The organism is Saccharothrix hoggarensis, assembly GCF_042678885.1.
Taxonomy (GTDB): domain Bacteria; phylum Actinomycetota; class Actinomycetes; order Mycobacteriales; family Pseudonocardiaceae; genus Actinosynnema; species Actinosynnema hoggarensis.
This window is the reverse complement of record NZ_JBHTLK010000313.1, coordinates 1-6550: the sequence shown is the minus strand read 5'-3', so window position 1 is coordinate 6550 and position 6550 is coordinate 1. Positions and strand designations below refer to the sequence as shown.

At 74.0% G+C, this 6550-nt stretch carries 6 protein-coding genes; all 6 read left to right on the top strand.

Translation table 11 applies throughout. From position 1 onward, the window contains the following. Positions 1-863: vWA domain-containing protein (locus ACFQ3T_RS33310; RefSeq protein WP_380729592.1), on the top strand; the 863-nt coding region annotated here is incomplete at its 5' end. Continuing rightward, positions 856-1968 (top strand): XdhC family protein, encoded by a 1113-nt coding sequence (locus ACFQ3T_RS33305; RefSeq protein ID WP_380729590.1) that lies wholly within the window; start codon positions 856-858, stop codon positions 1966-1968. The genes ACFQ3T_RS33310 and ACFQ3T_RS33305, both read left to right, overlap by 8 nt. 72 nt (positions 1969-2040) lie before the next feature. Continuing rightward, complete coding sequence (locus tag ACFQ3T_RS33300) at positions 2041-2583, top strand: (2Fe-2S)-binding protein (protein WP_380729588.1); 543 nt, start codon at positions 2041-2043, stop codon at positions 2581-2583. Further along, the gene (locus ACFQ3T_RS33295) at positions 2580-5042 is read left to right on the top strand and encodes a xanthine dehydrogenase family protein molybdopterin-binding subunit (RefSeq protein ID WP_380729586.1); all 2463 of its coding nucleotides are present in this window, start codon (positions 2580-2582) and stop codon (positions 5040-5042) included. The genes ACFQ3T_RS33300 and ACFQ3T_RS33295 overlap by 4 nt, the downstream gene beginning before the upstream one ends. Next, a complete protein-coding gene (locus ACFQ3T_RS33290) occupies positions 5039-5893 on the top strand; it encodes an FAD binding domain-containing protein (RefSeq protein ID WP_380729584.1) in 855 nt (284 codons plus the stop codon). Before ACFQ3T_RS33295 ends, ACFQ3T_RS33290 begins: the two co-directional genes overlap by 4 nt. Further along, entirely contained in the window at positions 5890-6522 is a 633-nt protein-coding gene (locus ACFQ3T_RS33285; protein WP_380729582.1) for an SRPBCC family protein, read from the top strand. The genes ACFQ3T_RS33290 and ACFQ3T_RS33285 overlap by 4 nt, the downstream gene beginning before the upstream one ends. The last annotated feature ends 28 nt before the right edge of the window (positions 6523-6550 follow it).

Below are 6550 nucleotides of genomic sequence, written 5' to 3'. Positions count from 1 at the left end.
GGGCGCCCCCGCCGGCTCCCGGCCGGCGCGCGCGGCAGACGAGCCACCTCGCGGCGCTCGGGAACGGCTCGGCCGGCGGCAGCGGGCGGTCGCCGACGGTGAAGGTCGCGGCCAGTGACGTGGAAGTGCTGCGGCGCAAGGACATCGCCTCGCTGAGCCCGGCGGAGAAGCGGCACCTCCGGGAGCTGCTGGCGCTGCTCGAACCGGTGCCGCCGACGCGGCGGGCGTTGCGGCGGACGCCGGCGCGCCGGGGTGACGTCGACCCGCGCCGGACGCTGAAGCGGATGATCGCCACGGGTGAGGTGACCCGGCCGCGCCGGCGCCGGCGGGCGACCCGGCCGCGCAAGGTGGTGCTGCTGATCGACGTGTCCGGCTCGATGAAGCCCTACGCCGACGCGCTGCTCCGGTTCGCGCACGTCGTCGCCCGCCGCATGCCGGTGGAGGTGTGCACGCTCGGCACCCGCCTGACCCGCGTCACCCGCCAGCTCCGCCACCGCGACCCCGAGCAGGCCATGCTCGCCGCCGCCCGCGCCGTCCCCGACTACGAGGGCGGCACGCGGCTCGGCGAGACGCTGAAGGTCTTCCTCGACCGCTGGGGGCAGCGCGGGGCCGCGCGGCGCGCCGTGGTGGTGATCTGCTCGGACGGCTGGGAACGCGGCGACCCGACCCTGCTCGCCGAGCAGGCGCGGCGGCTCGCGCGGCTGGCGCACAAGGTCGTCTGGGTCAACCCGCACGCGGGCCACGAGGGGTACGAGCCGGTGCAGTCCGGCATCGCCGCCGCCCTGCCGCACGTGGACCGGCTGCTCGCCGGCCACAGCCTCGACACCCTGCGCGCCCTGCTGGAGGAGGTCCGACTTGCGTGATGTCCTCGTCGAACTGGCCCGTCGCGTCGACCGGGGTGAGACGGTCGGCGTCGGCACGGTGGTCGCCACGTTCAGCTCCGCGCCCCGCCCGCCCGGAGCGGCGATGCTCGTCGGTCCGGACGACGCCGTGGTCGGCAGCGTGTCCGGCGGCTGCGTCGAGGGCGCCGTCTACGAGCTGGCCAAGGAGGTCGTGGAGACCGGCCGGCCGGTCCTCCAGCGGTACGGGGTGAGCGACGACGACGCGTTCGCGGTGGGTCTGACCTGCGGCGGGATCATCGACGTCTACGTGGAGGCGGTCAGCGCGGAGACGTTCCCCGAGCTGCCCGAGGTGCTGGAGGCGGTGCGGGCGGAGGCGCCGGTGGCCGTCGCGACGGTCGTGGAGCACGAGGACCCGGCGTGGGTGGGCCGCCGGCTGGTCGTCCGGCCCGACCACGCCACCGGGGACGTCCCGTCGCGGCGGGCCGCCGACGCGATCACGGACGACGCGCGCGGCCTGCTCGCCACCGGTCGCAGCGGCACGCTCCGCTACGGGCCGGACGGCCAGCGGCGCGGCGAGGGCATGGCGGTGTTCGTGAACTCGTTCGAGCCGCCGCCGCGGCTGCTGGTGTTCGGCGCGATCGACTTCGCCGCCGCGATGGCGAAGCTGGGCGCGTTCCTCGGCTACCGCGTCACGGTGTGCGACGCGCGCCCGGTGTTCGCGACGCGCAGCCGGTTCCCGGAGGCCGACGAGGTGGTCGTCGACTGGCCGCACCGCTACCTCGCCGCGCAGGCCGAGGCGGGGAAGGTGGACGAGCGCACGGTGGTCGCCGTGCTCACGCACGACCCGAAGTTCGACGTGCCGCTGCTGGAGGTCGCGCTGCGGCTGAAGCTCGGGTACGTCGGCGCGATGGGGTCGCGCCGCACGCACGACGACCGGCTGCGGCGGCTCCGGGAGGCGGGCCTCACCGAGGACGAGCTGGCCGGGCTGGCGTCGCCGATCGGGCTGGACCTGGGTGCCCGCACGCCGGAGGAGACGGCGGTGTCGATCGCGGCCGAGGTCATCGCGCTGCGGTGGGGCGGGGGAGGTGGGCGCCTGACCCGGACGGACGGCTCCATCCACAAGTGAGGAGGTTGTTTGACGACGCAACCAAGAGCAGTCTCGATGTGACCCCCATCACCACCACATCTTGGAGGGTTCATGCGGATCACCGTCACCGTCGACGGGGTGGACTACAGCGACGAGGTCGAACCCCGCACGCTGCTCGTCCACTACCTACGCGAACGACTCGGCAAGACCGGCACCGTCGTGGGGTGCGACACGAGCAACTGCGGCGCGTGCACCGTCCACCTCGACGGCCACAGCGTGAAGTCGTGCGCCGTGCTCGCGGTGCAGGCGGACGGCCACGAGGTCACCACCGTCGAGGGCCTGGCCCGTGACGGCGAGCTGCACCCCGTCCAGCGGGCGTTCCACGAGAACCACGCCCTGCAGTGCGGGTTCTGCACCCCCGGCATGATCATGCAGGCGATCGACCTGCTGGCCGACAACCCCGACCCCGACGAGGACGAGGTGCGGCACGGCCTGGAGGGCAACCTCTGCCGCTGCACCGGCTACCAGAACATCGTCCGCGCGGTCCGCGACGCGGCGCGGACCATGAGCCCCGGCGCCGGCCCCGACGCCGAGCGGGTGGACGAGTCCGCGCTGGTGGAACGCGCCCCGATGCACGCGGGCGGTGGGGAATGACCGCCACCGCCGAACCCGGCGTGGAGCGCGAGGTCGGCAAGGCGCGCCGCCGCAAGGAGGACGCCCGGCTCATCACCGGCGCCACCCGCTGGACCGACAACACCCAGCTCAGCGGCATGCTGCACCTGGCGTTGCTGCGCAGCCCCGTCGCGCACGCCCGGATCACGTCGATCGACGTCACCGAGGCCGTGCGGATGCCGGGCGTGCTGCTGGTCCTCACCGGCCAGGACGTCGCCGCCGAGCAGGGCAGCCTGCCGTGCGCGTGGCCGATCACCGAGGACATGGTGTCGCCGCCCGCGCCGTCGCTGGCGGTCGACCGGGTGAACTTCGCCGGCGAGGCGGTCGCGCTCGTCGTCGCCCGCAGCGCCGCGGAGGCGCACGACGCGCTGTCCGCGATCGACGTCGACTACGAGGACCTGCCCGTCGTGCTGGACATGGCGAAGGCGATCCAGGACGGCGCCGACCTCGTGCACCCCGACCTGGGCACCAACAAGTGCGCGACCTGGGTGTTCGACTCCGCCGAGGCGGGCACGGGCTCCGACGTGGACCAGGCGATCGCCGACGCGGAGGTGGTCGTCGAGCGCACGTTCCGCCAGCAGCGGCTGATCCCGGCGTTCATGGAGCCGCGGTCCGTCGTGGTCGACCCGTCGCCCGACTCGGTGACCATGTGGTCGTCCACGCAGGTGCCGCACATCCTGCGCTGGATGCTGTCGGCCGTGCTCGGCATCCCGGAGCAGCAGATCCGCGTCATCGCGCCGGACGTCGGCGGCGGCTTCGGCGGCAAGCTCCAGGTCACCCCCGAAGAGGTTCTGACGCTGCTCGCCGCCCGCCGGCTCGGCAAGCCGGTCAAGTGGACCGAGACGCGCACCGAGTCGATGCTGTCCGCCCACCACGGCCGCGACCAGCTGCAGCGCATCACCGTCAGCGCCCGGCGCGACGGCACCGTCACCGGCCTGAAGGTGGACCTGCTCGCCGACATGGGCGCCTACCTGCGCCTGGTCACGCCCGGCGTGCCGATCCTCGGCGCGTTCATGTTCAACGCCATCTACAAGTTCCCGGCCTACCGGTTCACCTGCACCAACGTGTTCACCACCAAGACGCCCACGGACGCGTACCGGGGCGCGGGGCGGCCCGAGGCCACGTTCGCCATCGAGCGGATCATGGACGAGCTGGCCGCCGAGCTGGGCGTCGACCCGCTGGAGCTGCGCGAGAAGAACTGGATCAGGCACGACGAGTTCCCGTTCACCACGGTCGCGGGCCTCACCTACGACTCCGGCGACTACGAGGCCGCGACGGCCCGCGCGAAGGAGCTGTTCGGCTACGACGCGCTGCGCGCCGAGCAGGCCGAGCGCCGCGCCAACGGCGACCCGGTGCAGCTCGGCATCGGCATCTCCACCTACACGGAGATGTGCGGGCTCGCGCCGTCACGGGTGCTCGGCGCGCTGCGGTACGCGGCGGGCGGCTGGGAGCACGCGGCGATCCGGATGCTGCCCACCGGCAAGGTCGAGCTGATCACCGGCACGTCACCGCACGGCCAGGGCCACGTGACGGCGTGGAGCCAGATCGTCGCCGACCGGCTCGGCGTGCCGTTCGAGGACGTCGAGGTGCTGCACGGCGACACGCGCGTGTCCCACCGCGGCATGGACAGCTACGGCTCCCGGTCGCTGGCCGTCGGCGGCGTGGCCGTCGTGCTGGCCGCCGACAAGGTGCTCGCGAAGGCCCGCACCGTCGCCGCGCACCTCATGGAGGTCGGCGAGGACGACGTCGAGTTCACGTCCGGCGCGTTCTCGGTCCGCGGCACGTCCACCACGATGGCGCTCGGCGACGTGGTGGTCGCCGCGCACGTCGCGCACAACCTGCCCGACGGCGTGGAGCCCGGGCTGGACGCCGAGGCCACGTTCGACCCGGAGAACTTCTCCTACCCGCACGGCACCCACCTGTGCGCCACCGAGGTCGACACGCGCACCGGCGCGGTGAAGATCCGCTCGTACGTGTGCGTGGACGACGTCGGCAAGGTGGTGAACCCGCTGATCGTGGAGGGCCAGGTGCACGGCGGTCTGGCGCAGGGCATCGCGCAGGCCCTGTACGAGGAGGCCGTGCACGACGAGAGCGGCACGCTCACCACGGCCACGTTCGCCGACTACCTGCTGCCGTCCGCGGTGGACCTGCCGCACTTCACCACCGACCGCACCGAGACGCCGGCGACCAGCAACCCGCTCGGCGTGAAGGGCGTCGGCGAGGCGGGCACGATCGCCTCCACGCCCGCCGTCGTGAACTCGATCGTCGACGCGGTGCGGCACATGGGCGTCACCGACGTGGAGATGCCGTGCACCCCGATGCGGGTGTGGAAGGCGATCCAGGGCCGCCGTGACGCCGTGCCGACCACGCCCGGCGCGGGCGGCGGGCTCGGCTCGATCGCCGCCGACGACCAGGCACACTCGCGGGGAGGCGCCGAATGATCCCGGACCGGTTCGACTACGTCGCGCCCACGTCGGTGGACGAGGCGGTGCGCGCCCTGGCCGCGGGCGGCGAGGACGCGAAGGTGATGGCGGGCGGGCAGAGCCTCATCCCGGTGCTGCGGATGCGGCTGGCGGCGCCGACGCTGGTGGTGGACCTGTCCGGGCTGACCGAGCTGACCGGCGTGCACGACGACGGCGACTCGCTCCGCATCGGCGCCATGACCACGCACTACGAGGTGCAGCGCGACACGCTGGTGCGCGAGCACGCCGGGCTGCTCCGCCTGGCCACGGACACCGTCGCCGACCCGCAGGTCCGGCACCGCGGCACGTTCGGCGGCTCGCTGGCCCACGCCGACCCGGCGGGCGACCTGCTCGCGCCCGCGCTGGCGCTCGACGCGGTGATGGTGTGCGTCGGGCCCGACGGGACGCGGGAGGTGCCGGCGGCGGAGTTCTTCGTCGACTACTTCACCACCGCCCTGGCCCCCGACGAGCTGCTCACCCACGTGAAGGTGCCCAAGCTGACCGGCTGGGGCGCGCACTACGAGAAGTTCAACCGGGTCGCGCAGGCCTGGTCGATCGTGGCCGTGGCCGCCGCCGTGCGGGTGTCCGACGGACGGATCGCCGACGCCAGGGTCGGCCTGACCAACATGGCCGCGACGCCCGTGCGGGCCCGCGGCGTCGAGGAGGCGCTGGTCGGGCAACCGGCGACGGCGGAGGCGATCACGTCCGCCGCGACCAGGGCCGCCGAGGGCGCCAACCCGCCGTCCGACGGCAACGCCGACGCCGAGTACCGGTCCCACCTGGCCCGCGTGCTCACCGAACGGGCGGTGACGGCCGCGGTGGGCGCATGAAGCTGGAACACCGGTTCACCGTGCCCGCGCCCGTGCCGGACGTGTGGGCGGCCCTGCTCGACCCGGAGAAGGTGGCGCCGTGCATGCCCGGCGCCACCCTCACCGGCGTCGAGGACCGGACGTTCACCGGCACCGTCAAGGTCAAGCTCGGCCCCGTCACGCTGCTGTACAAGGGGACCGGCGAGTTCACGTCCGTCGACGAACGGGTGCACGCGGCCGTGCTGAAGGCGTCCGGCAAGGACACCAGGGGCAACGGCACCGCGTCCGCCACCGTGTCCGTGGCCCTCACCGCCGCGCGGGACGCCACCGCCCCCGGCACCGAGGTGTCGGTGGTGACGGACCTGAACGTCACCGGCCGTCCCGCCCAGCTCGGCCGGGGCCTGATCAGCGAGGTCAGCGGCCGGATCATCGACGAGTTCGCGGAATGCCTGGCGACGCGGCTCGCGCCGGCGGAAGCTGAGGAGGTGACATCTCCGGAACCCCGGCCGCGGCTGCACGCCGTGCCGGACGAGCCGATCGACCTGCTCGACACCGCGGGCGCGCCCGTGCTGAAGCGGGTGCTGCCGGTGGCGGCCGGGCTCCTGCTGCTCGTGCTGCTGGTCCGCAGGCTCCGCGGGCGGCAGCGCTGAACGCGCGCGGCGGGCGGCCGGTCCCCGG

What these genes read in the sequence shown, in the direction of transcription:
- ACFQ3T_RS33300 (WP_380729588.1), top strand. Translation starts at nt 2,041, where the DNA reads ATGCGGATCACCGTCACCGTCGACGGGGTGGACTACAGCGACGAGGTC.
- ACFQ3T_RS33285 (WP_380729582.1), top strand. Translation starts at nt 5,890, where the DNA reads ATGAAGCTGGAACACCGGTTCACCGTGCCCGCGCCCGTGCCGGACGTG.
- ACFQ3T_RS33295 (WP_380729586.1), top strand. Translation starts at nt 2,580, where the DNA reads ATGACCGCCACCGCCGAACCCGGCGTGGAGCGCGAGGTCGGCAAGGCG.
- ACFQ3T_RS33290 (WP_380729584.1), top strand. Translation starts at nt 5,039, where the DNA reads ATGATCCCGGACCGGTTCGACTACGTCGCGCCCACGTCGGTGGACGAG.